Consider the following 24,007-nt stretch of genomic DNA (forward strand, 5'->3'; position numbering starts at 1 on the left):
TGAACGTTCTAACCATTGCTTGAAGCAGGAAATCCCCCTAATGACTCAGACTCTCAGCCAACTCGAACATGACGCCGCTTTTGTGGAGCGTCATATCGGCCCTACGCCCGCGCAGCAGGCGCATATGCTGGAAACGCTCGGCGCGGATTCATTGTCGGCGTTGATTCGGCAGATTGTGCCGGCAGATATCCAGTTGCCCAACCCGCCAGCGGTGGGCGATGCGCTGCCCGAGCATCAGGCGTTGGCGGAGCTCAAGTCGATTGCCAGCCGCAATCAGCGCTACAAGAGCTATATCGGTATGGGGTACAGCGCCGTGCATATGCCGCCGGTCATCTTGCGCAACCTGCTGGAAAATCCCGGCTGGTACACGGCCTATACGCCTTATCAGCCTGAAGTCTCGCAAGGGCGGTTAGAAGCCTTGCTGAATTTCCAGCAAATGACGCAGGATTTGACCGGGCTGGAACTGGCTTCTGCCTCTCTGCTGGATGAAGCGACAGCGGCGGCGGAAGCGATGGCAATGGCCAAACGCGTCAGCAAGCTGAAACAGGCTAATCGTTTCTTCGTGGCGGAGCATGTGCATCCGCAAACGCTGGACGTGGTGCGCACCCGTGCCGAAACCTTTGGCTTTGAAGTGGTGGTTGGCGATGCTGCTGCGGCATTGGAAACGGAAGGGGTGTTCGGCGTGCTGTTGCAGCAGGTGAACACCTATGGTGAAGTGCATGATTATCGTGAACTTATCGCGCAACTGAATGCGCGCAAGGTCATTGTCAGCGTCGCCGCCGATATCATGGCTCTGGTGCTGCTGGCGGCGCCGGGCAAGCAGGGGGCCGATATTGTGTTTGGCTCCGCCCAGCGTTTTGGCGTGCCAATGGGCTACGGTGGTCCGCATGCGGCCTTCTTCGCCTGCAAGGATGAATATAAACGTGCCATGCCGGGGCGTATTATCGGCGTTTCACGTGATGCAGCGGGTAACACCGCACTGCGCATGGCGATGCAGACGCGCGAGCAACATATTCGCCGCGAAAAAGCCAACTCCAACATCTGCACCTCTCAGGTACTGCTGGCGAATATCGCCGGTTTCTATGCGGTTTATCACGGACCGCAGGGGCTTAAACGTATCGCTGAGCGGATTCATCGTTTGACCGATATTCTGGCTGCCGGCTTGCAACAGGGCGGCTTGAAACTGTGGCACACCACCTGGTTTGATACGCTGGCGGTTGAGGTAGCAGACAAGAACGCCATTATCGCTCGCGCGCAGAATGCCGGGATCAACCTGCGCACCGATCTCTATCACGGGGTCGGCATCACGCTGGACGAAACCACCACCCGTGAGGATGTTCAGGCGCTGTTTGACGTGCTGCTGGGAGACGATCACGGTCTGTCGATTGCTGCGTTGGATGCGGCGCTCAGCGGCGGCTCATCATCCATTCCTGCTGCGTTGGTGCGCACGGATGCCATTCTGACCCACCCGGTGTTCAACCGTTATCACAGTGAAACCGAGATGATGCGTTACCTGCATCGCTTGGCACATAAAGATCTGGCGCTGAACCGGGCCATGATCCCGCTGGGTTCCTGCACCATGAAGCTGAACGCGGCGGCGGAAATGCTGCCGATTACCTGGCCGGAGTTTGCGGAACTGCATCCGTTCTGTCCGCCGGAACAGGCGCAAGGTTATCGTTTGATGATCGAACAGCTTTCCGGTTGGCTGGTGCAACTTACCGGTTATGACGCCGTGTGCATGCAGCCCAACTCGGGCGCGCAGGGCGAGTATGCCGGTTTGCTGGCGATTCGCCGCTACCATGAGAGCCGAGGTGACGATCAGCGCACGCTGTGTCTGATTCCAAGCTCTGCACACGGCACTAACCCGGCATCGGCCCAGATGGCAGGGATGGCGGTAGACGTGGTGGCTTGTGACAAGCAGGGGAATATCGATCTGCACGATCTGCGGGAGAAAGCCGCGCAGGCGGGCGATCGTCTTTCCTGCATCATGGTGACCTATCCCTCCACGCACGGTGTCTATGAAGAGACCATTCGTGAAGTGTGTCAGATTGTCCATCAACACGGTGGGCAAGTGTATCTGGACGGCGCGAACATGAACGCGCAGGTGGGGATCACCACGCCGGGATACATTGGTGCAGATGTGTCGCACCTTAACCTGCATAAAACGTTCTGCATTCCGCACGGCGGCGGTGGGCCGGGCATGGGACCGATCGGGGTGAAAGCGCATCTGGCACCGTTCGTCCCAGGGCATCAGGTGGTGCAGATTGATGGCTTGCTGACCACGCAGGGTGCGGTATCCGCGGCGCCTTTTGGCAGCGCGTCCATCCTGCCTATCAGTTGGATGTATATCCGCATGATGGGCGCTGAAGGGCTGAAGAGCGCCAGTCAGGTGGCGATCCTCAATGCCAACTACATTGCCACGCGTTTGAAGGACGCCTATCCGGTGCTGTACACCGGCCGTGATGGCCGTGTGGCGCACGAGTGCATTCTGGATATTCGCCCGCTGAAAGAGAGCACCGGTATCAGCGAAATGGATATCGCCAAGCGCTTGATTGACTATGGCTTCCACGCGCCGACCATGTCGTTCCCGGTGGCGGGAACGCTGATGGTAGAGCCGACCGAATCTGAGAGTCAGGTCGAGCTGGATCGCTTTATTGATGCGATGCTGGCGATCCGTGCTGAAATTCAGCGTGTGGCACAAGGTGAATGGCCGCTGGAGGATAACCCGTTGGTGAATGCGCCGCATACCCAGCAGGAGATTGTCGGTGAGTGGTCACATCCCTACAGCCGCGAACTGGCGGTATTCCCGGCAGGGGCTGAGCATAAATACTGGCCGAGCGTAAAACGCCTGGATGACGTGTACGGCGATCGCAACCTGTTCTGCTCTTGCGTACCGATTGGCGATTATGCCTAATCTCCTGCGCACTGACTCGCACTCTCTCGTCATCCTCGGTTTTCCCCCTCGTCATCCTCGGCGAAAGCCGGGGATCTCTGGCAGGAGGAACGCGTTTGGCCTGTAGGAGATTCCCGCCTGCGCGGGAATGACGGCGGTGGGCGGGAATCACTGGGGTAGGCGGGCAAGCCGGAGACTTACCCCAACCACCCTTTGGCCTGCGCCGTTTCCAGATGATCTTTCAGATAGCGCCACAGTTCGGGATTGATCTCGGCAATAAAGCTGGCGCGTCCTATTACTTGCTCCAGTCGGATGCCGTTTTCGACCCAGCTTTGTCCACCGTTATGCAGGTTCATCAGGATCGGTAAAATGCGGTCGATCATCAGCGCAAAGCGCGCGTTCGCGGTGTCACCCGCTTCATATTCCTGCCACAGTTGCAGGAAATGTTGGTGTTGTGGCTCGGGCAGTAGGCCAAACAATCGAACGGCTGCGGCCTCTTCCTGCGCCTGAATCGCTTCTCGAGCGCTCAGATCGTAGACCATCACGTCGCCAGCGTCGATCTCGACGATATCGTGTACCAAGGCCATTTGAATCACGCGCTGAATATCCACGTCCTGACTGGCATAAGGTGCCAGGCTCATCGCGGCAACGGCAAAGTGCCAACTGTGCTCTGCGGAATCTTCGTGACGGGAACTACCGATGATTTTTGAACGACGCTGTACGCTTTTTAGCTTATCAATTTCCATCAGGAAACCAACTACTTCGGTCAGCGCACCGAACTCGAGAGTGGGTAAAGCCAGGGACATCAAAACCACCTTACATCCATTGATGTGTCAAACGCGGCTGTAGCAAACACTGCGCAGTCAAACAAAACCGGCTCATTGTAGGGGATGCTGGTGAGAATTTACACGCTTTATTCCGCGATGATGTCCCTTTGGCACTGACTGTTCCGTCTGATAACAGACCTTTCGGGCGGGTAGATTGTCGACTATCGTTATAGTCAGGGCACGAAATAATCAGTTTGACGGGGCTTCCCTCAACGCAGTGTGCGCAATGCATTCTGCAAAGTAAAAACCAAAATAAAAGCGCTAATAATAAGGGGGCAATGATGCCTGTTCGTATCATTCGACGCACGATTAAATATGTTGTTGTTATCGTGTTAGCCATTGCATTGACGTTTCTGGTTATTCGGGTGTTTGACTCACAGCGGGGACCCGCACTGGCTCCCTGGCATATTTATGTGCCGACAGAGATGACGCCAGACCAACTCGATCGTGCCAACTGGGAGCAGTATTTGGCTCATGAGGATCGCTTGTTTCAACAAGTAACCGAGCAAGTCACCCAGACGCTGGACAGGGATGAACAGGTCGCCTTAAACCGTTATTTTGTCGGCAGCCCCGTCTATCCGGGTCGCTTCGCCCACAACTGGAACCACTCTTATGAACTGATGCCGGAAGGTCAGCCCAAAGGGGCGGTGGTGCTGTTGCACGGGCTGACCGACTCGCCCTACAGTATGCGAAATGTCGCAGAGCTTTATCGTCAGCACGGTTTTGTCGCTATCGGGCTGCGTATTCCCGCGCACGGCACCGTGCCCGGCGCGTTGACCAAGGTTCGTTGGGAAGATTGGTTGGCGGCTACGCGTTTAGCAGTGCGCGAGGCTGCGCATTTTGTTACACCCGCGAACGGGGGAGAACGCTTACCGCTGCATATCGTTGGTTTTTCTAACGGCGGGGCGCTCACACTGAAATACGCGCTCGATACGCTCAGCGATCCCGCGCTGCCCAAGGCAGATCGTCTGGTCCTGATCTCCCCGATGATTGGCATTACGGCTTACGCGCGTTTTGCCGGTTTGGCCGGGTTACCGGCGATTTTTCCGCCGTTTGCCAAAGCGGCCTGGCTCGGCATTGTGCCGGAATTCAACCCGTTCAAATACAACTCCTTCCCGGTGAACGGTGCGCGCCAGTCTTATCTGCTTACCAGCGTGTTGCAGTCGCAGCTTGAGCAGGAAGCGCGGCAGCGCAGGCTGTCGGAGCTGCCGCCGATTTTAACCTTCCAGTCGGTGATGGATTTTACCGTCAGTACACGGGCAGTGATCAGCGCGTTCTATAATCTGCTGCCGCAAAACGACAATGATTTGGTGCTGTTTGATGTCAACCGCACCATCAATTTCGGTCTGTTACTGCGGGATGCGTCAGCGGCGGCGATTGGGCAATGGCTGCCGCCTACGCCGCGTCTGTACGGCACCACGGTTATCACTAACGCCTCAGTACAGAGCGCCAAGGCGGTCGCGTTTGACACCAAATCAGGCAGTATGGAAGTCACGCGCCGCGATCTCGGGATGGATTACCCCGAAGATGTCTATTCGTTATCGCACGTCGCGCTGCCGTTTTCTGACAGCGATTCGCTTTATGGCCGTTTCTCCACGCCGCCGTATGAGTTTGGTATTCCACTTGGGCGTATTGCCGCTCGTGGTGAACGTGGCGTACTGATTCTCGATTTGGATACGTTGCTGCGCCTTTCTTCAAACCCTTTCTATGACTACATGATGCAGCGCATTGATGAGGTTATTCCCGGCGAAAGGGAACCGGGGCCAATGCCGGGTTCGGTTCAAGCCCAGTAACGTGCCGGGTTGATAAATAGTTTCAGCGTACGCTTGTACTCTGAAACTATTCTCGATTACACTCTGCCCGATGAGATTGCGCGAAGTTTGTACAGCCAACCGTACCGGGAGCAAAAACGGAATATGGTGAAATCAGAGAGTAATGCCGCTTATACGTTGGCGGAAGAGATAGCCAACAGTATCAGTCACGGTGCTGGCGTGGTGTTGGGGATTGTCGGGTTGGTGCTGCTGCTGGTACAAGCGGTGGATAATGGCGCGACGAGCATGGCTATCGCCAGCTACAGTTTGTACGGTGGCACCATTATTCTGCTGTTCCTCGCCTCCACGCTCTACCATGCGATTCCCAGTCCGCGCGCTAAACCCTGGCTCAAACGGTTCGATCACTGCGCCATCTATTTGCTGATAGCCGGCACTTACACGCCGTTTCTGTTGGTGGGGCTGGATTCGCCGTTGGCGCGTGGCTTGATGATTGTCATTTGGAGCATGGCGCTGGTGGGGGTGTTGTTCAAACTCGCTTTTGCGCATCGTTTTGAAGTGTTGTCGCTGGTGACGTATCTGGTGATGGGATGGCTGTCACTGATTGTGATTTATCAGTTGGTGCAGGTGTTGGCACCGGCTGGCGTCACCTTGCTGGCGGTGGGCGGCGCGGTGTATACCTTGGGCGTCGTGTTTTACGTGAGTAAACGTATCCCCTATAACCACGCCATCTGGCATGGCTTTGTGCTGGGTGGCAGCCTGTGCCATTTTCTGGCGATCTACCTTTACGTTTAGCCGCGAAATACCCTTCTGGCACCGTTTCTTGATGAAGCAGAAACGGTGCTCAGTGACGACATTATTCAGACAATGAATAAGGCAGCGGTTGCAGACTCAATTGACTTTCCGCCGCGTCGCGCACGCGCAACACGCTATCCGCTTCCAGATCGTTATTCAGTACCGCTTGCACCCACAGCGTGCCATCGCTTAACTGGCAGGCGGCGAGTATCGTACCGGTACGACGCCAGTTTTCACCCATTTTCAGCTCCAGATCTTCGCCCGCTTCTGGCACGCGCGGTGAGGTGCCCGCCAGCCAATAGAGCGCCCGCTTGTTGGCACCGCGGAATTTTGCCCGCGCCACCATCTCCTGCCCGGTGTAGCAGCCTTTATTAAAACTGATGCCGTTAAGTGCCTGTATATTCGTTGCTTGCGGGATGAACTGCGCGATGTTTACGTTGTCAATAATCGGCAGTGCGGATTCAATATCCAGTGCCAGCCACTGTTGACTGTCGGCCCATTGCACGCTGTCTGCCAGTTTGGCACCTAGCGCGGCGGTACCTTCTTGGTTCAGTACCAGAAGGAAACGTTCAGCAGGAAGCGCAAAATGCAGCAGTGTACCGAAGGGGTGACTGATCACAGGATGTTCAACGTCCGGCAGCGTGGAGAAGACCTCTGCTAAACGTTCGCGTATAGTGCTTCCCGCAGCGCCGATCAGTTGGAGATTGTCATCTGCGACGATAGTGGTTTTGGCAAAGACGGCGTATTTTTTTAACTCATTTAACTGCGTATCGCGCAGATTGCGACGTACCAGATAGGCGAAGCCATCGTTGTGGGCAAACAGGCGCAGTGCGCTCCACATTTTGCCTTTGGCATCGCAATGGCCGCAAAGGACATGTTGATCGGGGGCTAACGCGTTAACATCGGCCGTCACCTGGCCTTGCAGGTAAGTGCGCGTGTCCGGGCCGGTAAGCGTCACCAGTGCCCAGTCATCAAGGGCGATTAGCGTAGCGGGAAGCTGCGCCGAGGCCATGATGGCGTGTGATTTAACCGTTTGTGCAGCAAAGGGAAGTGGGGTTGCCATGTAACCATCCTCGCGAAGGTTTGCGTTTGGCCTAATGGTAAAAGAGCTTGCAGGGTTTGCAAGCAGTTATTCGTGCCATTGCCCCCGTGATTTTCAGTTAGCATATTTGAAAGCGTTACTGAGCGTGCGCGATCGATGACCTTCTGCGCGATACGCTGATATGCGCTAAAATATGTCAAAATGTTACATTTAGTTGAGTGTTTATCTAGACATCCGAGTTACACTACACATTGGCGTCGATAAAAAGTAGGAAAAGCAATGGATATCGATAATAAGGCGCGAATTCACTGGGCGTGCCGCCGAGGAATGCGAGAATTGGATATCGCCATCATGCCCTTTTTTGAACATGAGTATGATGTGCTGAACGATGATGACAAACGCGCGTTTGTGCGTTTATTGCAGTGCGATGACCCTGACCTGTTCAACTGGTTGATGAACCACGGTGAGCCGGAAGATGGGGAACTGAAACGCATGATCTCTCTTATTCAGACGCGAAATAAAGATCGTGGCCCTGTGGCGCTGTGATTTACGCGTCTCCTGGCGCATGCAGGTCTTTTCTTTGCTGGTGCACGGGCTGTTGCTGTTACTGATTCTGCTGGCACCGTGGCCTGACGGTTATGCTGTGCTGTGGTTATCGCTGATGACACTGGTGGTGTTCGGGTTTATCCGCAGCCAGCGTAATATCAAAGCGCGTCACGGCGAAATCGTGTTGCAGGATAAAGCGAGTATTGAATGGCAGCAGCATCGCTGGCGCATTATCCGCCGTCCGTGGATGTTGAAAAACGGTATCTTGCTGTCGCTGCGGCGCAGTGACGGCAAACGGCGGCAGCGGCTCTGGCTGGCATCTGACAATATGGATAAGCAGGAATGGCGGCATTTGCGTCAGCTGCTGCTGGAGAGTAACGCGTGGGCGGGAGAAAACCCGGACGTGCACTAGTTTCAGGTTCAGCCGACAGCACGCTGTCGGCTGATGTCTCTCGGGGTATCCCCGACGCTTACAACTGCTCAGCCATTTCCTGTAGAATTTGCTCGCACCACTGCTGCAAGCGCTCATCGCTCAGGTCATACTGATTCACTTCATCAAGCGCCAGCCCGACAAAGTGTTTCCCATCCGGCGTGAGCGGTTTGGTGGTGGTGAACTCATAGCCTTCTGTGGGCCAATAGCCAATAAAGATTGCGCCGCTTGCGGCCAACTGCTGATGCAACATACCGAGCGCATCAAGGAACCATTCACCGTAGCCTAGCTGGTCACCCATGCCATACAGCGCAACGATTCTCCCTTGCAGCTTCAACGAGGATAGCTGTCCCCAAATGGCTTCCCAATCTTCCTGAATCTCACCGAAATCCCAGGTTGGGATACCCAGAATCAGGAATTCATACTCTTCCATCTTCTGCGGATCGACATCTTTCACGTTATGCAGGTCAACCAGCGATTCACCCAAAATATCGCGAATTTTTTCCGCTGCCATCTCGGTGTAGCAGGTGCTGGAGCCGTAGAACAAACCAATTTTCATATGCAATTGCAGCGTGTTAAACAAACTTGTTATTAGCCTAACCGAATCTTGTGGCGAGGTATAGCGTGCGAGCCGTTTGAGAAAAAGCGCAGGAGAAAAAAAAGGGTGAAGGTTACCCTTCACCCCTCTTCACGTTTGCCTGTGAGGCTTAACCGAGCGTTTGGTGACGCGTTTCTTTGGTCAGCAACAACGCGATAAGCGTTAAGGACGCCATGGCGAACAGATAAACACCCACGTAGAACAGCCCGTAGTTAGCGGTCAGCCAGGCCGCGATATAAGGCGCAACCGATGCTCCCAGAATCGAGGAGACGTTATAGGAGAACGAGGCCCCGGTATAACGCACTTCGGTGGGGAACAGTTCAGGCAGCAATGCACCCATCGGGCCAAAAGTCAGCCCCATCAGACCCAGTCCCAGCACCAGAAACAGCATCACCAGCGGTTGGCTGCCAGACCCTAACAGGGACGGGAACAGCATCGAGAACACCAGCATGCCGCAGGTAACCACGATCATGGTCTTGCGGCGGCCATAGGCATCTGCCAGCAGCCCGGCAACCGGGATCAGCAGACCAAAGGCGATAACCGCTACCATCAGCATCCACAGGAAGCTGTTACGCGAGAAACCCAGCCCTTTGGGGATTGGCGAGGTGCCATAGGTCATGGAGTAGACCGTCATGATGTAGAACAGCGTATAGGTGGCAAGCATAATAAAGGTACCAAGAATGGTCGCTTTCAGATGCTTGTTCAGCAGCGTTCCCAGCGGGATGCGGACTTTCTTACCAGCTTCGATAGCTTTGGTAAACACCGGCGCTTCGTGCAGAGAGACACGTACATACAGGCCGATCAAGACCAATACCGCAGAAGCAACGAAAGGCACGCGCCATCCCCAGGTCATGAACTGCTCTTCGCTTAACAACCAGGAGAGCAGCAGGAACGTGCCGTTGGCGAAGAAGAAGCCGATCGGCGCGCCCAACTGTGGGAATGAGCCATACAGCGCACGCTTGTGGGCTGGTGCGTTTTCGGTGGCCAGCAAGGCTGCGCCGCCCCATTCGCCGCCCAGACCCAAGCCCTGACCAAAACGCGCCAACGCCAGCAGCAACGGTGCGAAAATACCGATGCTGTCATAGGTCGGCAGCAGGCCGATCAGCACGGTAGAGATCCCCATGGTCAGCAGGGAAGCAACCAGCGTCACCTTACGGCCGACGCGGTCGCCGAAGTGACCAAACAGCGCAGAACCAATCGGGCGAGCCACAAAGGCAATGGCAAAGGTTGCGAGCGACTGTAGCGTCGCGGCGGTCGGATCGCCCTGCGGGAAGAAGATATGCGGGAAAATCAGCACCGCGGCAGTGGCATAGATATAAAAATCGAAAAATTCGATCGCGGTTCCGATCAATGAAGCGACAACAACCTTACTGCGGGAGTTAACCGGGGCTGCGTCCGCCTCTACATCGAGAGTGGGCGTGATGGTGGCTTGCATAGGACTCTATTATCTTTTTTTATCGACAGAACTGTCATTCTAGTCACAGAAAAAAAAGCATTTCAATGCTAGCCCAAAAAGCGTAAAAGCGGCTACAGAGCCTGCTTTGGTGAGTTGCGCGATTGTAAATACTTCCTGTGAGATAAGTTATGCTTTACCCTATTTTGTAGTGCAGAGCGGCGAATAACACAGCATAAAATAAATTTGCATAAAAAACCGGCGGCGCGAATTCAGGTGATGATCCTGCCCCTTTTATCGTCACTTCGGGCATAATAACCACAGGGTTTTACCCTGCACGCCGTTCAGCGAGGAGAAGCGTATGCAAGCACAGGATCGGGCACACATTGAACAGTTTCTTGAAGCTATGTGGCTGGAGCGAAACCTGGCTGATAATACGCTGACCTCTTACCGGCGAGATTTAACTGCACTGGCTGATTGGCTGGAGCATGCTGACAGTGATTTATTGCAGGTGCAGGCACTGGATCTGCAAGCGTATCTTGCCGAACGCGTGGAAGGGGGATACAAAGCGACCAGTTCGGCGCGTTTGCTGAGTGCCATGCGTCGCTTTTTTCAATATTTATATCGGGAAAAACGGCGTAGCGACGATCCCAGCGCGGTATTGTCCTCTCCCAAATTGCCCCAGCGCTTGCCCAAAGATCTCAGCGAGGCGCAGGTGAATGCGTTGCTGCAAGCGCCCTGTGTCGATGAACCGCTTGAACTGCGCGATAAGGCCATGCTTGAGGTGCTGTATGCCACCGGGCTGCGCGTCTCGGAGCTGGTAGGGCTGACCATCGCCGATGTCAGTTTGCGCCAGGGCGTGGTGCGGGTGATTGGTAAAGGCAATAAAGAACGGCTGGTGCCGCTGGGGGAAGAGGCCATTTATTGGCTGGAGCGCTACCTTGAGCACGGCAGGCCCTGGCTGCTGCACGGACAAACGCTTGATGTGCTGTTTCCAAGCTCGAGAGCGCAGCAGATGACGCGCCAAACCTTTTGGCACCGTATCAAACACTATGCCATGCTGGCATCCATTGACAGTGAGAAGCTTTCACCGCATGTTTTACGCCATGCATTCGCTACGCACTTGCTGAACCACGGGGCTGATTTGCGTGTCGTACAGATGTTGTTGGGGCATAGCGATCTTTCAACAACGCAAATTTACACACACGTTGCCACTGAACGGCTGAAGCAGTTGCATCAACAGCATCATCCGCGCGCCTGACATTGCAGGCGACATAAGGGCCAGACGGCTGAACGCGCCCTTTACAGGCGGAATACACCATGAACGGGACTGAATACGATGAAAAAAGGGCTAATGGCGCTTTCTTTACTGCTCGCGGCGACGAGTAGCGCAGTACACGCCGATGATGCGGCGATTAAACAGACACTGACCAAACTGGGTATTGAAAAAATGGATATCCAGCCTGCGCCCGTCGCTGGCCTTAAAACCGTGCTGACGGAAAGCGGTGTGCTCTACGTAACGGAAGATGGCAAACATCTGCTGCAAGGGCCGCTTTACGCATTGGACAGCGGCACGCCGGTGAACGTGACCAACCAGATTCTGAAAGGAAAACTGGATGCCTTGCAGGATCAAATGATCGTCTATAAAGCGGCGCAGGAAAAACATGTGATTACCGTTTTCACTGATATCACCTGCGGTTACTGCCACAAACTGCACGAGCAGATGAAAGACTACAACGATTTGGGCATCACCATCCGTTATCTGGCTTTCCCGCGTCAGGGGCTGAATTCACCGACGGAAAAGGACATGCAGTCTATCTGGTGTACCGCTAACCGTAACAAGGCGTATGACGCCGCGTCGCGCGGCGAAGCTATCTCCCCGGCAACCTGTAAAACCGATATCGGTGCCCATTACGAGCTGGGCGTTCAGTTCGGCGTGCAGGGTACACCCGCGATCGTGCTGGAGGACGGCACCGTGGTACCGGGGTATCAGGCACCGAAAGAGATGTTAGCCATGCTGAACGCACATCGGGCTGCGGCCAAACCGGGCGCATAAATCGCAGTCAGGTTGTCCCATTGAAAAGCGATAACGTGTGATGCACTCCGTTATGCAGTGGAATTGAAAATAAAGTGGAATTAAAAACCATACTCCGCCGGCGTCCGCTGGCGGAAGGCTCTGGGCTTCCCGCAACGCTTCCTCCGTTATTACGTCGGCTGTATGCGCAGCGCGGCGTCACCGAGGGCCAGGAATTGGATCGCAGCCTGCGCGGCCTGCTTGATTATCGCCTGCTTGATGGCATTGACGATGCGGTGGTGTTGTTGCAACAGGCGCTGGCAGAACAACGGCGCATCGTCGTGGTCGGTGATTTTGACGCCGACGGCGCGACCAGTACCGCACTGGCCGTGCTGGCGCTGCGCAGCATGGGCGGTAGCCAGGTGACCTATCTGGTACCGAACCGTTTTGAAGATGGCTATGGCCTGAGCCCGGAAGTGGTGGTGCAGGCAGAGAAGCTGGGTGCAGAGCTGATCCTGACGGTGGATAACGGCATTTCATCCCACGCAGGGGTTGACGATGCGCATCAGCGCGGTATTCAAGTGTTAGTGACCGACCATCACCTGCCGGGGGAAACGCTGCCCGCCGCCGATGCCATGATTAACCCCAATCTGCGCGACTGCGCCTTTCCTTCCAAATCGCTGGCCGGCGTTGGTGTGACGTTTTACCTGATGATGGCGCTGTTTGTGCGTCTGCGCGACAGCGGCTGGTTTAGCCTGAAAGGGTTGGCGGAACCGAAACTGGCCGAACTGCTCGATTTGGTGGCGTTAGGCACGGTGGCCGACGTGGTGCCACTCGATGCCAACAACCGTATTCTGGTGTCGCAAGGGTTGAATCGTATTCGTGCTGGCAAGTGTCGCCCTGGCATTCGTGCCTTGCTGGAAATTGCCAACCGCGATGCCAGCCAACTGGTGGCAAGCGATCTGGGTTTTGCGATTGGGCCACGTCTCAATGCGGCAGGACGTTTGGATGATATGTCGATTGGCGTGGCGCTGCTGCTGTGTGATGACATCGTCGACGCGCGGATGCAGGCCAGCGATCTGGATGCGCTCAATCTGGCGCGGCGTGAAATCGAGCAAGAGATGCAGGCGGAAGCCATGCAACTGTGCGAAAAGCTGGAGCACGGCCTTGAACAACTGCCGCTGGGGATCGCCATGTATCATCCCGAATGGCATCAGGGCGTGGTCGGTATTTTGGCATCGCGGCTTAAAGAGCGTTTCCATCGCCCGGTGATCGCGTTTGCACCGGCGGGCGAAGGGGTACTCAAAGGCTCTGGTCGTTCGATTCCCGGTCTGCACTTGCGCGATGCGCTGGAGCGACTGGATACCCGCTATCCGGGGCTGATGGTTAAATTCGGCGGCCACGCGATGGCGGCGGGGCTATCGCTGGAAGAACATCTGTTTGATACTTTCCGTGAGCGCTTTGGTGAACTGGTCGGCGAGTGGCTGGATGAATCACATCTGGAAGGGGTTATCTGGTCGGACGGCGAACTGATACAAACCGAGCTGAATCTGGTGACGGCAGAGATGCTGCGCGATGCCGGGCCGTGGGGACAAGCGTTTCCTGAACCCACGTTTGACGGGCGTTTTCGTATCTTGCAGCAGAAGCTGTTGAAAGAGCGCCATCTGAAGCTGATGCTGGAGCCGGTCAACGGCGGGCCGCTGCTGGACGGTATCGCGTTTAACGTGGATACCCGTTGCTGGCCCGACAGTAGCATTCGCGAGGCGGAACTGGCCTACCGCCTTGAAGTTAACGAGTTTCGCGGTAAACGCAGCGTGCAATTGTTGATACAGCATTTGTGGCCGGTGTAGCGAGTCATCGTCCGTATGGGGAAAATTGCGCCAGACGGCTATAAACCTGGGGTGTATTCCGCTAGAATAACCGGTTTATATCCATTTTTCTCCGTCGCTTGACGGCTAACGTAAGACGCTAATCATGTTTGAAATTAATCCGGTAAAAAACCGCATTCAGGACCTGTCTGACCGGACAGCTGTTCTGAGGGGGTATCTTTGACTACGATGCCAAGAAAGAACGCCTGGAAGAAGTAAACGCCGAGCTGGAACAGCCCGACGTCTGGAATGAGCCTGAGCGTGCGCAAGCGCTGGGTAAAGAGCGCTCCTCGCTGGAAGCGATCGTCGATACCATCGATCAGATGACGCAGGGACTGGAAGACGTTTCCGGCCTGCTCGAACTGGCGGTGGAAGAGGACGACGAAGAGACGTTTAACGACACCATCACCGAAGTGGATGGGCTGGAAGCCAAGCTGGCACAGCTTGAGTTCCGCCGCATGTTCTCCGGCGAATACGACAGCGCCGACTGCTACCTCGATATTCAATCCGGCTCCGGCGGGACCGAAGCGCAAGACTGGGCCAGCATGCTGCTGCGCATGTACCTGCGTTGGGCCGAGAGCAAAGGCTTTAAGACCGAAGTGATTGAAGAGTCTGAAGGGGAAGTCGCGGGCCTCAAATCGGCCACCATCAAGATTATCGGTGACTATGCGTTTGGCTGGTTGCGTACCGAAACCGGGGTGCACCGTTTGGTGCGTAAAAGCCCGTTTGACTCCGGTGGTCGCCGTCACACCTCATTCAGTTCCGCGTTTGTCTATCCGGAAGTGGATGACGATATTGATATCGAAATCAACCCGGCAGATCTGCGAATTGATGTGTATCGCGCCTCCGGTGCTGGTGGACAGCACGTTAACCGTACCGAATCTGCGGTGCGTATTACCCACTTACCCACCAACATTGTTACCCAGTGTCAGAACGACCGTTCCCAGCATAAGAACAAAGATCAAGCGATGAAACAGCTGAAAGCGAAGCTGTACGAGTTTGAGATGCAAAAGAAAAACGCTGAGAAGCAGGTGCTGGAAGACAACAAGTCCGATATCGGTTGGGGCAGCCAGATTCGTTCCTACGTACTGGATGATTCCCGAATCAAAGACCTGCGCACCGGGGTGGAAACGCGTAATACCCAGGCCGTGCTGGATGGCGATCTGGACCGATTTATTGAAGCAAGTTTAAAAGCGGGGTTATAACAAGTCACATGGCTGAGTCACAATCACAGGGTGCCGATCAGGCGCTGGATCTGAACAACGAATTGAAAACGCGCCGCGAAAAACTCTCGGCGCTGCGTGAGCACGGCATCGCTTTTCCTAATGATTTCCGCCGTGATTCCACTTCTGATGCGCTGCACGCCGCTTACGACGATAAAGAAAACGAAGAGCTGGAAGCGCTGGGCATTGAAGTGACCGTGGCGGGTCGTATGATGACGCGCCGCATCATGGGTAAAGCCTCGTTCGTGACGTTACAGGATGTGGGTGGCCGCATTCAGCTGTACGTGGCGCGTGACGATCTGGCGGAAGGCATCTATAACGAACAGTTCAAAAAGTGGGATCTGGGCGATATCCTGGGCGCGCGCGGCAAGGTGTTCAAAACCAAGACCGGTGAGCTTTCCATCCATTGTACTGAACTGCGTCTGCTGACCAAGGCGCTGCGCCCGCTGCCGGACAAATTCCACGGTCTGGCGGATCAGGAAACCCGTTATCGTCAACGCTATCTGGATCTGATCGCCAACGACGAATCGCGCAACACCTTCCGCGTGCGTTCACAGATCATGTCCGGTATCCGCCGTTTCATGGTGGAGCGTGGGTTTATGGAAGTTGAAACCCCGATGATGCAGGTGATCCCCGGTGGTGCTTCCGCACGTCCTTTTGTGACTCACCATAATGCGCTGGATATTGACATGTATCTGCGTATTGCGCCGGAACTGTACCTGAAGCGTCTGGTGGTCGGTGGTTTTGAGCGTGTGTTCGAAATTAACCGTAACTTCCGTAACGAAGGGGTTTCGCCGCGTCACAACCCGGAATTCACCATGATGGAACTTTATATGGCCTATGCCGATTATAAAGATCTCATCGAGTTGACCGAGAGCCTGTTCCGCACCCTGACGCAAGACGTGCTGGGTAGCACCACGGTGCCTTACGGCGATCAGACGTTTGATTTTGGCAAACCGTTTGAGAAGCTGACCATGCGCGAGGCGATCTGTAAATATCGCCCGGAAACCAACGTGGCGGATCTCGACGATTTCGATAAAGCATCGGCCATCGCGACATCTCTGGGAATCAAGATCGAGAAAGGCTGGGGTCTGGGCCGTATCGTGACCGAGATCTTTGAAGAAACCGCAGAAGCGAATCTGATCCAACCGACCTTTATCACTGAATATCCGGCGGAAGTTTCACCGCTGGCGCGTCGTAATGATGACAACCCGGAAATCACCGATCGTTTCGAGTTCTTTATTGGTGGACGTGAAATCGGTAACGGCTTCTCCGAGTTGAACGACGCAGAAGATCAGGCAGAGCGCTTTGCCGATCAGGTACGCGCCAAAGACGCGGGCGACGACGAAGCCATGTTCTATGACGAAGACTACGTCACCGCGCTGGAACACGGCCTGCCGCCAACTGCGGGCCTGGGCATTGGTATCGACCGTATGGTGATGCTGTTTACCAACAGCCACACCATTCGTGACGTGATCCTGTTCCCGGCGATGCGTCCGCAGAAGTAAGCTTCTTCGAACGACGGATGCGTAATAAACCCCATGCTTGCATGGGGTTTTTTTATCCCTAATCATCCCACGAGTCATGCTGGTAAACCCACAGAGAAAAATGCTACCGTCACGCTTCTGTTTCGGGGGGAAGTGGCTCCATGATCACCTATCGTGATGGCTGGTTTGAACTGGCGTTGTTAGAAAATACCGGCGGATTTCCACGCCATACCCATGATGAATATGTGATTAGCGCCAACCTCAACGGCGTGGAGCATGTCTGGCTGGATGGCAACACCTTTGATGTCGATCCCCAGATGGTGACCACCTACAATCCGCATCAGCTACAAAGCGGTGATAACAGCGATGGGCGCTGGCAATGTGCCTCGCTCTACGTACAACCCGGCGCTTTCGAGCATTTCTTTGGTCGCACCTTTCGGTTTGCACAAGGGGTGCAACAGGCTCCCGCTCTGGCGCAACAGTTGAAACTATTGGCAAGCCCCAGCGATGAGCCGGTCGATGGCGCGATGTATCAGGAGCGGCTGGTGCTGCTATTGGCCGCGTTGATGGACAACGACATGGGCAGCCCTGTGCCGTTAAAAATGGTTAGCGAGGGCGGCAGAGTCAAACGCATCAAGGCGCGTTTACTCGATTGCCTCGCAGAGCCGCCCAATCTGGATGCGTTGGCGCGTGATGAGCACATTACCGTGGCGCATCTGGTGCGCAGTTTTCACCAGGAAGCCGGTATGCCGCCGTTGGCCTGGCTGATGCAACGCCGTATCAGCAAGGCCCGTGAGCTGCTGCGTCAGGGCATGAGCATCACTGAGGTTGCGCTTAGTCTGGGTTTTGCCGATCAGGCGCACTTCACCAAAACCTTCAACCGCTTTAACGCCATGACGCCGGGGCGTTTTCAGCGTATCAATTTCTGACAATACGTCCTGTCATCGACCCCGTAGACTTGCGTTTATTGTTGATGTCTGCGGAGCTGTGGCGGTTATGTTGTTAGTGGTGCTAAATGGCATTTTGCTTTCCCTCTCGCTGTGCCTGGATTTGGGGATGGTGAATACGGCGATCATTAACCGGGGTATGCGTGACGGGCCGCGCGCCGCGTTTATGATTGGCTTTGGTTCCTGTTTTGGCGATCTGGTCTACGCGGCACTTTCTGCGTTTGGCTTAGCGGTGATCTTTACCGCGCTGCCGGTACGCTGGGCGCTGTGGATTGGCGGCGGTGCGATTCTGCTGTGGATGACGTGGAACATGGCGCGCATGGCTTGGCGTGATTATCAGACGCAGCGGTTAGCGCCCGTGGACGCCGATGTGACTGATGTTCCGGTGGTGGCAAAACGATTTCGCGGCTACGATTTTCTGAGCGGGATGGGGATGGCGCTGGCATCACCGACCGCGCTGCTGTGGTTTGCGGCGATTGGCGGCTCGATTATCGCGCAATCAACGGACGGCTCAACGCTGATGGTGAGCGTGTTTCTCAGTGGCTTCTTTATCGGTGGATTGCTGTGGACGCTGTTTCTGGCCGGCATGATCAAGTATGGCCGACAGGCCTTGCAAGGGCGGTTGACCTTTTACTGTTATGTCATCTCGGCACTGCTGTTTGCCTATTTTTCCGTGCAGGTTATCTATCACGGCTACCAAACGCTGCTGATCCCACTGACAACCGTTGACTGATCGCTCAATACGCCACCACTTTCGCCGGGTTTTTGCTTGCCCGGCAAGCGGATAGCGCTATAATGCCCAACGCACACCTGATGCGAGTGTAGTTCAATGGTAGAACGAGAGCTTCCCAAGCTCTATACGAGGGTTCGATTCCCTTCACTCGCTCCAAACACACTTCTCACGATGTCCAGTAAAGTCAACCAAACCCGGATACCGCAGCCTTTCACTAAATACTGATTATCTCGACGTCTACTCCCGACTACCATGCCGAAGGCAGATACTCGCGTATGGATGCGCTAACCGCCGCGCAAAATCATTCTGATTGATTTTGCATCATTGCTCATTTTTGAGTACGATTACCCCAGAGGTAAACACAATGTTTGCTAAGGAGGATGACATGGGAATTTGGTTCTCTCGCAAAAAAACGAGTAACAATTGTTCCGATCCTCAGGCTAATAGCACAGATGTTACGGCGTCAGCACAGGTTGACAAACGTGGTGGGGTTTACATCTCATCTCAGCAGATATCTGAACTTCCTGAGGTTAAAGAGATGCGCCGTCTTGCTGCTACAATTGTTAAACAGGATCTTGCCACTGTAAGGAAATAGTATTGCTGGCCTTGTTAATTATCCCTATCTTGGTTAGCGGCTATATTATGATAACCGCTAATCAATACCACTATTTCCGCTTGTATCGTCATGAAGGTCAACTGCTCTATATGAAGGTTGCTGCTCTGGGCACATTCTGCTTGGTTGCAGCAGTTATCATCGCGGCAGGCGTCAAATATTGTTACCCAGATTTCCGCCTTGTTTCTGATATGATTAATATCTTTAAGGTAACATCTAAACCAGAGATAGACAGGGTTTATATGTGGTTAATTTTATTATCAGCCACATCAATATGTTTTTCTTTGCTTTATGTTTCGGTCGTTTGGGTTAAGGACTTCATACGTGGTTGCTATTACAAACGCGAAGTTTATAACGATATAACTCAGGCAATGAGAGCGCGAGTATTACGAAAAACATACTCTCAGGGTTCACGTGATATACTTTTACTGGATGCCATTGAATCAGTACCGAAAAGGCCAATGTTGCTCACGCTTTCATCAAACAAAGTATATGTTGGTTTAATCAATGGAGCTGGCGAGCCAACGGAAAATCAGGGACCACATCAGCATATTTCATTCGTTCCGCTAATGTCAGGGTACCGGCACAAAGAGAATTTATCAGTTACTTTTACTAACGCTTACCCCGGTGAAATACAGGTTAAAAGGAATGCTGCGGTACAGGGCGTCAGTAAGAGGAAAGTACAAGGTCTTGAAATTATGATATCCATTGATGAAATCAGTTATATATCATGGTTTGATTTTCAGGTGTATCAAGCGACTAACAACAAAATTGAAAGCAGAGGCCATGTTATTGGCGTTACGAAAAACGGAAGAAATATTTACCGAAGGCCGAATAAACCGAGTGAACTCGCATCACGAACTTCTTTGTGAGTTGTGGTATGCATAAATGAATTTAATTAGTACCTATCATCCTACGCACTATACCCAAGCCGTTTATGCATAATCAGCGCTTACTCTATAACACTCTCGCTGCCGTCACTAAACCAATGTAACGTTTTATCATGCTCAGCAATTAAATTGGGTGACATTGGTTTTTTTGACTTATCTTTTCAATAAAAAACTCTACTGCTCGTTGCGAGAAGTTCACATTTACATTTTTGAGGTCATTCCAAAGCGATGCTTGGTTAACTGGGATTGATTGCCCGTCTCTTTCAATGGTCACCTCTGCAACCGGCTTCACTTTCGAATAAGAGGGTGTATTTCCCCAATCTGAACGTAACACCATGGCTGACGCACAGTCAGCCCAAACTCGCCTCAAATATCAGTACTGTATTTATCGAGGCTCCCCGCAGGATAAGGCGTTAACGCGTTGCCAACTGCTCTCTAAGGCGGTGCCCCATGTTTGATAATACACCGTTGGACGTGGAGGAGATTATCGATCAGTGTCGCGCGCTGGCGTATGCAATGGTTGAGCTGGAGCCGTCTGAGGCGACAGACATTCTGGCGTTTATCCTGTCTGAACAACTGGATTGCCTATATCGCACCTTTCACCATCCGGTAGCGGCGGGGGGAGTACCACTAACGCTGTGGTTGTGTGTAGCACCGTGAAGTGTCTGTTAATCGATATTCAAAAAGTTCGTCTCGGGAACATGGAGCTGATAGTCAATATATCGCCCTACTTGGCCCTCTATGCCTCAACATTTTTTACTATTACGCAAAAGACAGTTTATGCAGGTGGCTCAAGTCGAAGGTTTTTTTTGCTTCGTGCAGGCTGTAGTTTGCCTGAATTTTTAGCCAGGTTTCCGGTGTGCTACCGACAACAACAGACAGGCGTAACGCCATTTCAGGTGTAACCGATGTATGACCGGAAAGCAGACGGCTGGCTGTAGAGGGGGCGATATCCATTGCTTTAGCGAATTGCCGCAGGCTGATGTGCATATCTTCCAGTATTTCCCCGATAACGTCGCCGGGGCGGGCGGGGTTAGCCATAACCATGTCATATACCTTCACATGTTCCTCATTAGGGGAACAGTATAACCAGTGTTCCCTAATGAGGAACATATCATTGTTTATTGACAGAGACGGGGTTTGAGATTGGTTTTATTTAACTTATTGATTTTATATATAAATAATTAATAGGCTATTTTTTGTTCTTCAAGGTAAATATTTTTTACAAATCCTGTGTCGTGATATTTTCACTTACTTATATATAGATGAAATACTATTCATAAATGGCAATAAATATCATTATCATTACCTGCGTTTTTACAAAAATGCAGCATTTAACACCAAAATCTCTATGTATTTAAGTAAATAACGCCTTGTCACGATCACATTTCTACCCTTTTAGGGGTAATAGGCCTTACCCGCTTGATCGATATCAATCCCACATTATTAGCAAGCCTTTATGGTTAGCAGGGTAAGCAAAGTGGGATAATAATCATGAAGAAAATTATTGAAGACCTTTTACACCAGGAAATATCTCGTCGGGACGCGGTGATCGATGCCGCCAAGATCGGTTCGGCGGTGGCGATTACCAGTGCCATCACCTTGCCGTTTTCTGCCAATGCTCAACCGTCGGTGACGCCAACCGGTGTGGTGAATGGCAATGAAACCGTTCGTCACAGTGCGTGTTTGGTTAACTGCGGCAGTCGCTGCCCTCTGAAGGTGATTGTGAAGGACGATCGCATCGTGCGTATCGAGCCGGAAGATGCCAAAGATGACAGCGTGTTCGGTGAACATCAGATTCGCCCTTGCCTGCGCGGGCGTTCTAACCGCTGGCGTGTTTACAGCCCGGACCGTATTAAATACCCGATGAAGCGTGTCGGTAAACGCGGTGAAGGCAAATTCAAACGCATCAGTTGGGAAGAGGCGACCGCGTTTGTCGCCTCGGAAATGAAGCGCATTGCTGAGAAATATGGCAACGAGGCGATCTACTACAACTATCAATCCGGTGCCTATTACCACAATCAGGGAACGCACGCGTGGAAACGCCTGCTGAACCTGACGGGCGGCTACCTGAACTATCACAACACCTACTCTACCGCGCAAATCGCCACCGCCACGCCGTACACGCACGGCACCTATGTCGGCAGCCACTTTACGCAAATTGCTCATTCCGATCTGGTGGTGTTTTTTGGCCTCAATCTGTCGGAAACCCGTATGTCCGGCGGCGGACAGGTGGAAGAGTTGCGCCGTGCGTTAGAAAAATCTCAGGCTCGCGTGGTGATCATCGATCCGCGTTACACCGATTCCGTCATCACCGAGCATGCAGAATGGCTGGCGATTCGCCCGACCACCGATGCGGCGTTGGTCGCGGGGTTGGCTCACACCCTGATTAGCGAAAACCTGATCGATGAAGCGTTGGTCAACCGTTACAGCGTCGGGTTTGATGCCAGCACGTTGCCCGCGTCTGCGGCACCGAATGCCAGCTACAAGGATTATATTCTGGGAACCGGGCCAGATGGCATTGCCAAAACGCCGGAATGGGCGGCGAACGTCACGGGCATTCCGGCGGTGCGCATTCGCCAATTGGCACGGGAAATCGCGGGCGCACGTGCCTGCTATATCGGTCAGGGCTGGGGGCCGCAGCGCCACGCCAACGGCGAGCAAACCGTGCGCGCTATCCAGACGTTGCCAGCGCTCACCGGTCACTTTGGCTTGCAGGGCACCAACAACGGTAACTGGCCTTATGGCACACCTTACGGTGTTCCAACCTTGCCGGTGGGCAGCAACCCGATCAAAACCTCGATCCCTTGTTACCTCTGGACGGATGCCATTCTTAATCCCGAAAAAATGACCGCCACTACCATGGGCGTGAAAGGCGCAGATAAGCTGCGCGTCGGCATTAAGATGGTGGTCAATCAGGCAGGGCAGGCGCTGTTGAACCAACACGGTGATATCAACCGCACGCGTAAAATTCTGGCGGATGACACCTTGTGTGAAACCATCGTGGTGATTGATAACCACATCACACCCAGCGCCAAGTTCGCCGATATCCTGTTGCCGGAAACCAGCTATCTGGAAGCGGAAGATCTGGTTGATAGCTCGTATTCAACGGGCTCGCACAACTACATGATCGCTATCCAGAAAACCATCACGCCGATGTGGGAAGTGCGTAGCACCTATGATATCTGTGCCGATATCGCCGGTCATCTTGGACTGAAAGCGCAATTCACCGAAGGCCGCACGCAGGCGCAGTGGGTAGAAAAACATTACCAGCAGGTGAAAGAGAAACGCACTTACTTGCCAGAATGGTCGGTTGCAAAAGAAAAGGGCGTTATCGATCAACAGATCGCGACGGAAAAACAGAGCATCGCTTTTCTGGATTTCCGGGCTGATCCGCAGGCCAATCCGCTGAAAACACCGTCAGGCAAGATCGAGATCTATTCCGAAGCGCTAGCCAAACTGGCTCAAACCTGGACGCTACCCGAAGGCGATCGTATTCCGGCGATCCCTGAGTTTTGCGTGGTGCGTGAATCTCATCTCAATAAAACCATGACGGCCAAATATCCGCTGCAACTTAGTGGGTTCCATACCAAGGGCCACACCCACTCTACCTACAGTAACGTGCAATTCCTGCATGAAGCGGCACCGGATGAAGTCTGGATCAACCCGATCGATGCGGCCGCGCGCCAACTGAAATCTGGCGATCGCGTGCGTGTATTTAACGATCGCGGTGTGGTGGAAATTCCCTGCAAGGTCACTCCCCGCATTCTCCCGGGCGTCGCCGCTATGCCGCAAGGGGCCTGGACACGCCTTGACAGCGCGGGTGTCGATGTTGGCGGGTGCATCAACACCCTGACGTCCCAGGATCCTTCGCCGCTGGCGAAAGGCAATCCGCAACATACCAACCTGGTTGAGATTCAGCGCGCTTAAGGGGATATG

Annotated in this window: 21 protein-coding genes and 1 tRNA gene; 17 read left to right on the plus strand and 5 right to left on the minus strand. The window is 53.8% G+C overall.

The window, feature by feature from the left end:
- The first annotated feature begins 40 nt into the window (after nucleotides 1-40).
- Complete coding sequence (gene gcvP, locus J5069_RS11935) at nucleotides 41-2,914, plus strand: aminomethyl-transferring glycine dehydrogenase (protein ID WP_264644089.1); 2,874 nt, start codon at nucleotides 41-43, stop codon at nucleotides 2,912-2,914.
- Between the two features lie 176 nt (nucleotides 2,915-3,090).
- Here gcvP and J5069_RS11940 read toward each other — a convergent pair whose 3' ends face one another.
- Entirely contained in the window at nucleotides 3,091-3,699 is a 609-nt protein-coding gene (locus J5069_RS11940; protein WP_264644090.1) for an HD domain-containing protein, read from the minus strand.
- Nucleotides 3,700-4,001: 302 nt separating this feature from the next.
- Between J5069_RS11940 and J5069_RS11945 the strand changes: the two genes are divergently transcribed.
- On the plus strand, nucleotides 4,002-5,513 hold the full coding sequence (locus tag J5069_RS11945) for an alpha/beta hydrolase (protein WP_264644091.1): 1,512 nt from the start codon (nucleotides 4,002-4,004) through the stop codon (nucleotides 5,511-5,513).
- Between the two features lie 123 nt (nucleotides 5,514-5,636).
- Complete coding sequence (gene trhA, locus J5069_RS11950; RefSeq protein WP_264644092.1) at nucleotides 5,637-6,284, plus strand: PAQR family membrane homeostasis protein TrhA; 648 nt, start codon at nucleotides 5,637-5,639, stop codon at nucleotides 6,282-6,284.
- A 61-nt stretch (nucleotides 6,285-6,345) separates the two neighbouring features.
- Here the strand turns inward: trhA and ygfZ are convergent, their stop codons facing one another.
- On the minus strand, nucleotides 6,346-7,347 hold the full coding sequence (gene ygfZ / locus J5069_RS11955) for a tRNA-modifying protein YgfZ (protein WP_264644093.1): 1,002 nt from the start codon (nucleotides 7,345-7,347) through the stop codon (nucleotides 6,346-6,348).
- 258 nt (nucleotides 7,348-7,605) lie between these two features.
- On the opposite strand from ygfZ, the gene sdhE reads away from it, so the two are divergent.
- Both sdhE and J5069_RS11965 read left to right on the plus strand, forming a co-directional pair.
- Nucleotides 7,606-7,872, plus strand: coding sequence for an FAD assembly factor SdhE (sdhE, locus tag J5069_RS11960; protein WP_196907542.1), 267 nt, complete (start codon nucleotides 7,606-7,608; stop codon nucleotides 7,870-7,872).
- Nucleotides 7,853-8,284: a protein YgfX gene (locus J5069_RS11965; protein ID WP_264644094.1), complete on the plus strand. Its 432-nt coding sequence runs from the start codon at nucleotides 7,853-7,855 to the stop codon at nucleotides 8,282-8,284. The genes sdhE and J5069_RS11965 overlap by 20 nt, the downstream gene beginning before the upstream one ends.
- Nucleotides 8,285-8,342: 58 nt before the next feature.
- On the opposite strand, the gene fldB is transcribed toward J5069_RS11965, so the two are convergent.
- Nucleotides 8,343-8,861 carry a flavodoxin FldB gene (fldB, locus tag J5069_RS11970; RefSeq protein WP_264644095.1) on the minus strand — a complete coding sequence of 173 codons (519 nt, stop codon included), beginning with the start codon at nucleotides 8,859-8,861 and terminating at the stop codon, nucleotides 8,343-8,345.
- A 148-nt stretch (nucleotides 8,862-9,009) separates the two neighbouring features.
- Nucleotides 9,010-10,335: an MFS transporter gene (locus J5069_RS11975; protein ID WP_264644096.1), complete on the minus strand. Its 1,326-nt coding sequence runs from the start codon at nucleotides 10,333-10,335 to the stop codon at nucleotides 9,010-9,012.
- Between the two features lie 319 nt (nucleotides 10,336-10,654).
- Between J5069_RS11975 and xerD the strand changes: the two genes are divergently transcribed.
- The 11 genes from xerD to J5069_RS12030 all read left to right on the plus strand — a co-directional run bounded on the left by xerD (nucleotide 10,655) and on the right by J5069_RS12030 (nucleotide 20,728).
- Nucleotides 10,655-11,554 (plus strand): site-specific tyrosine recombinase XerD, encoded by a 900-nt coding sequence (gene xerD / locus J5069_RS11980; protein ID WP_264644097.1) that lies wholly within the window; start codon nucleotides 10,655-10,657, stop codon nucleotides 11,552-11,554.
- 78 nt (nucleotides 11,555-11,632) lie between these two features.
- Nucleotides 11,633-12,349, plus strand: a complete 717-nt coding sequence (gene dsbC / locus J5069_RS11985; RefSeq protein WP_264644098.1) for a bifunctional protein-disulfide isomerase/oxidoreductase DsbC — start codon at nucleotides 11,633-11,635, stop codon at nucleotides 12,347-12,349.
- 74 nt (nucleotides 12,350-12,423) lie between these two features.
- Nucleotides 12,424-14,157: a single-stranded-DNA-specific exonuclease RecJ gene (gene recJ / locus J5069_RS11990; RefSeq protein WP_264644099.1), complete on the plus strand. Its 1,734-nt coding sequence runs from the start codon at nucleotides 12,424-12,426 to the stop codon at nucleotides 14,155-14,157.
- Between the two features lie 124 nt (nucleotides 14,158-14,281).
- A protein-coding gene (gene prfB, locus J5069_RS11995) for a peptide chain release factor 2 (RefSeq protein WP_222159568.1) occupies nucleotides 14,282-15,380 on the plus strand; the annotation gives its coding sequence in 2 pieces (ribosomal slippage) (nucleotides 14,282-14,356 and nucleotides 14,358-15,380; 1,098 coding nt in all).
- 8 nt (nucleotides 15,381-15,388) lie between these two features.
- Nucleotides 15,389-16,906 (plus strand): lysine--tRNA ligase, encoded by a 1,518-nt coding sequence (lysS, locus tag J5069_RS12000; RefSeq protein ID WP_264644100.1) that lies wholly within the window; start codon nucleotides 15,389-15,391, stop codon nucleotides 16,904-16,906.
- Nucleotides 16,907-17,046: 140 nt separating this feature from the next.
- The gene (locus tag J5069_RS12005) at nucleotides 17,047-17,814 is read left to right on the plus strand and encodes an AraC family transcriptional regulator (protein WP_264644101.1); all 768 of its coding nucleotides are present in this window, start codon (nucleotides 17,047-17,049) and stop codon (nucleotides 17,812-17,814) included.
- 67 nt (nucleotides 17,815-17,881) lie between these two features.
- Nucleotides 17,882-18,565: a LysE family translocator gene (locus J5069_RS12010; protein ID WP_264644102.1), complete on the plus strand. Its 684-nt coding sequence runs from the start codon at nucleotides 17,882-17,884 to the stop codon at nucleotides 18,563-18,565.
- An 82-nt stretch (nucleotides 18,566-18,647) separates the two neighbouring features.
- Nucleotides 18,648-18,721, plus strand: a tRNA-Gly gene (locus J5069_RS12015).
- 229 nt (nucleotides 18,722-18,950) lie between these two features.
- On the plus strand, nucleotides 18,951-19,160 hold the full coding sequence (locus J5069_RS12020) for a hypothetical protein (RefSeq protein ID WP_264628203.1): 210 nt from the start codon (nucleotides 18,951-18,953) through the stop codon (nucleotides 19,158-19,160).
- A 2-nt stretch (nucleotides 19,161-19,162) separates the two neighbouring features.
- On the plus strand, nucleotides 19,163-20,050 hold the full coding sequence (locus J5069_RS12025) for a hypothetical protein (protein WP_264644103.1): 888 nt from the start codon (nucleotides 19,163-19,165) through the stop codon (nucleotides 20,048-20,050).
- Between the two features lie 468 nt (nucleotides 20,051-20,518).
- The gene (locus tag J5069_RS12030; protein ID WP_264644104.1) at nucleotides 20,519-20,728 is read left to right on the plus strand and encodes a hypothetical protein; all 210 of its coding nucleotides are present in this window, start codon (nucleotides 20,519-20,521) and stop codon (nucleotides 20,726-20,728) included.
- A 102-nt stretch (nucleotides 20,729-20,830) separates the two neighbouring features.
- Here the strand turns inward: J5069_RS12030 and J5069_RS12035 are convergent, their stop codons facing one another.
- Complete coding sequence (locus J5069_RS12035; protein ID WP_264644105.1) at nucleotides 20,831-21,115, minus strand: HigA family addiction module antitoxin; 285 nt, start codon at nucleotides 21,113-21,115, stop codon at nucleotides 20,831-20,833.
- Between the two features lie 447 nt (nucleotides 21,116-21,562).
- Between J5069_RS12035 and J5069_RS12040 the strand changes: the two genes are divergently transcribed.
- Nucleotides 21,563-23,998, plus strand: coding sequence for a DMSO/selenate family reductase complex A subunit (locus tag J5069_RS12040; protein WP_264644106.1), 2,436 nt, complete (start codon nucleotides 21,563-21,565; stop codon nucleotides 23,996-23,998).
- Nucleotides 23,999-24,007: the final 9 nt, after the last annotated feature.

The sequence above is a fragment of the Candidatus Symbiopectobacterium sp. NZEC127 genome, from assembly GCF_025962675.1.
In the GTDB taxonomy this organism is placed as follows: Bacteria; Pseudomonadota; Gammaproteobacteria; order Enterobacterales; family Enterobacteriaceae; genus Symbiopectobacterium.

Coding starts and splice junctions, on each gene's coding strand:
- gcvP (WP_264644089.1), top strand. CDS start 41: ATGACTCAGACTCTCAGCCAACTCGAACATGACGCCGCTTTTGTGGAG.
- J5069_RS11940 (WP_264644090.1), bottom strand. CDS start 3,699: ATGTCCCTGGCTTTACCCACTCTCGAGTTCGGTGCGCTGACCGAAGTA.
- J5069_RS11945 (WP_264644091.1), top strand. CDS start 4,002: ATGCCTGTTCGTATCATTCGACGCACGATTAAATATGTTGTTGTTATC.
- trhA (WP_264644092.1), top strand. CDS start 5,637: ATGGTGAAATCAGAGAGTAATGCCGCTTATACGTTGGCGGAAGAGATA.
- ygfZ (WP_264644093.1), bottom strand. CDS start 7,347: ATGGCAACCCCACTTCCCTTTGCTGCACAAACGGTTAAATCACACGCC.
- sdhE (WP_196907542.1), top strand. CDS start 7,606: ATGGATATCGATAATAAGGCGCGAATTCACTGGGCGTGCCGCCGAGGA.
- fldB (WP_264644095.1), bottom strand. CDS start 8,861: ATGAAAATTGGTTTGTTCTACGGCTCCAGCACCTGCTACACCGAGATG.
- J5069_RS11975 (WP_264644096.1), bottom strand. CDS start 10,335: ATGCAAGCCACCATCACGCCCACTCTCGATGTAGAGGCGGACGCAGCC.
- xerD (WP_264644097.1), top strand. CDS start 10,655: ATGCAAGCACAGGATCGGGCACACATTGAACAGTTTCTTGAAGCTATG.
- dsbC (WP_264644098.1), top strand. CDS start 11,633: ATGAAAAAAGGGCTAATGGCGCTTTCTTTACTGCTCGCGGCGACGAGT.
- lysS (WP_264644100.1), top strand. CDS start 15,389: ATGGCTGAGTCACAATCACAGGGTGCCGATCAGGCGCTGGATCTGAAC.
- J5069_RS12005 (WP_264644101.1), top strand. CDS start 17,047: ATGATCACCTATCGTGATGGCTGGTTTGAACTGGCGTTGTTAGAAAAT.
- J5069_RS12010 (WP_264644102.1), top strand. CDS start 17,882: ATGTTGTTAGTGGTGCTAAATGGCATTTTGCTTTCCCTCTCGCTGTGC.
- J5069_RS12020 (WP_264628203.1), top strand. CDS start 18,951: ATGGGAATTTGGTTCTCTCGCAAAAAAACGAGTAACAATTGTTCCGAT.
- J5069_RS12030 (WP_264644104.1), top strand. CDS start 20,519: ATGTTTGATAATACACCGTTGGACGTGGAGGAGATTATCGATCAGTGT.
- J5069_RS12035 (WP_264644105.1), bottom strand. CDS start 21,115: ATGGTTATGGCTAACCCCGCCCGCCCCGGCGACGTTATCGGGGAAATA.
- J5069_RS12040 (WP_264644106.1), top strand. CDS start 21,563: ATGAAGAAAATTATTGAAGACCTTTTACACCAGGAAATATCTCGTCGG.